Source organism: Sphingobium sp. AP50 (assembly GCF_900109095.1).
Taxonomy (GTDB): Bacteria; Pseudomonadota; Alphaproteobacteria; order Sphingomonadales; family Sphingomonadaceae; genus Sphingobium.
This window is the reverse complement of record NZ_FNYZ01000060.1, coordinates 1-1,449: the sequence shown is the minus strand read 5'-3', so window position 1 is coordinate 1,449 and position 1,449 is coordinate 1. Positions and strand designations below refer to the sequence as shown.

The following is a 1,449-nucleotide window of genomic DNA, read 5'->3' as shown; positions in this document are numbered from 1 at the left end:
TCATCGTTTGAACGGGCGGTCGAGCTCCGCCTGGGCATATGTGGACGGCCTCTTGGCAAGTCCTTTATAAACAATGTGCGACTCAGTCGGCTGCGGTCATATGTCCGGCCTTAAAGTGCGGTACATGTCCGCGGGCCTTGATGATATCCGACGACGTGGATCCCAATCAAAATAGCGAGCTTGCCGCTCATGCTCAGGCTCTGGGTGTTCCGGTCTTCGGTCGTGACCATGTCGCTCATCACGTACTATGCGCTTGCCAATATCAATCCTGTATTCTTAGCTGCCGGTAATTCGCCATCCCTGTGGCAACTGCGCCGAAACGGTAGTCATGCTGCCGCAACGCCTCGGGCAAAAATGATCATCCGAAACTCCTCGCCGCTTTTCATCATGGCCCAAAGGATCCGCGCCAGGCGATTTGCAAGCGCGACAGTAACGAGGCGCGCAGGCTTGCGGGCAAGCAACTCTCGGACCCATTCCGCGAGCGGTCCGCGCCGCTGCGGTTGTACCCGAAGCAGCGATGTTGCCGCGAGCACCAGAAGTTTTCGGAGATAAGGGTTACCCTGCTTGCTGATACGACCAAGCTTCGATTTGCCCCCGCTCGAATGTTCGCGTGGTGTCAGCCCGAGCCACGCACTGAAATCTCGACCTGAGCGGAAATGCTCGGGATTTGGCACATATGCAACGACTGCGGAGGCGATCAGCGTGCCGATGCCAGGTACGCCGTCGAGCAACTGGCTGACAGGGTTGCAAGCATGATGGCGAGAGATTTCTTGCTCGAGACCGTCGATGGCTTTGGCCAGAGTGCAGAGCACCTCTGCATCTATCTCGATCCGCGCTTTTGCAGTGGCCGGCAACATTTTACTCTCGCGACCGATGGCGAGCAAATGAGGCACACGCTCAATGCTTTTGGCTGCAATCAGACCAAACTCGGCAAGAAAGGCACGTAAAGCGTTGACGGCCATCGTCTGCTGTTTGATTAGCAGCTCCCGTTGCTTGTGCAGGCCCAAGAGTGCCTGCTGATCAACAGTTTTTACCGGTACGAAGCGCATCCCGGGGCGTGACATAGCCTCGCAGATCGCTTCAGCATCAACGGCATCATTCTTGCCCCGTTTGACATAGGGTTTGGTATAGGCTGGCGGAATCAGGACCACTTCGTGCCCTAGTGCCTGCAAAGCTCGCGCCCAGTGGTGGGCTGTCGCACATGCCTCCATCCCGATCTGGCTCGGCGCTATGTTTTGAAAGAAATCGAGAAACTTAGCACGGCTCAGCTTGCGCTGCAGCGCGGGCGTGCCCTCTTCTGACAGAGCGTGCACCTGAAAAACATTCTTCGCCAGATCAACACCAATCCGAATATAGCTCTTCATGACGGTTCTCCTCCGTGGGCAGTTTTCTCCTGGAAGCTTAAGAATGACTCGCGGGGGTGAGGCCGTCCACATCATCAAAATATGC

1 protein-coding gene is annotated in these 1,449 nt (G+C 56.3%); it reads right to left on the bottom strand.

The window, feature by feature from the left end; genetic code table 11:
- Positions 1-326: 326 nt before the first annotated feature.
- Entirely contained in the window at positions 327-1,364 is a 1,038-nt protein-coding gene (locus BMY84_RS28835; protein ID WP_093088593.1) for an IS110 family transposase, read from the bottom strand.
- Positions 1,365-1,449 lie beyond the last annotated feature (85 nt).

What these genes read in the sequence shown, in the direction of transcription:
- BMY84_RS28835 (WP_093088593.1), bottom strand. Translation starts at nt 1,364, where the DNA reads ATGAAGAGCTATATTCGGATTGGTGTTGATCTGGCGAAGAATGTTTTT.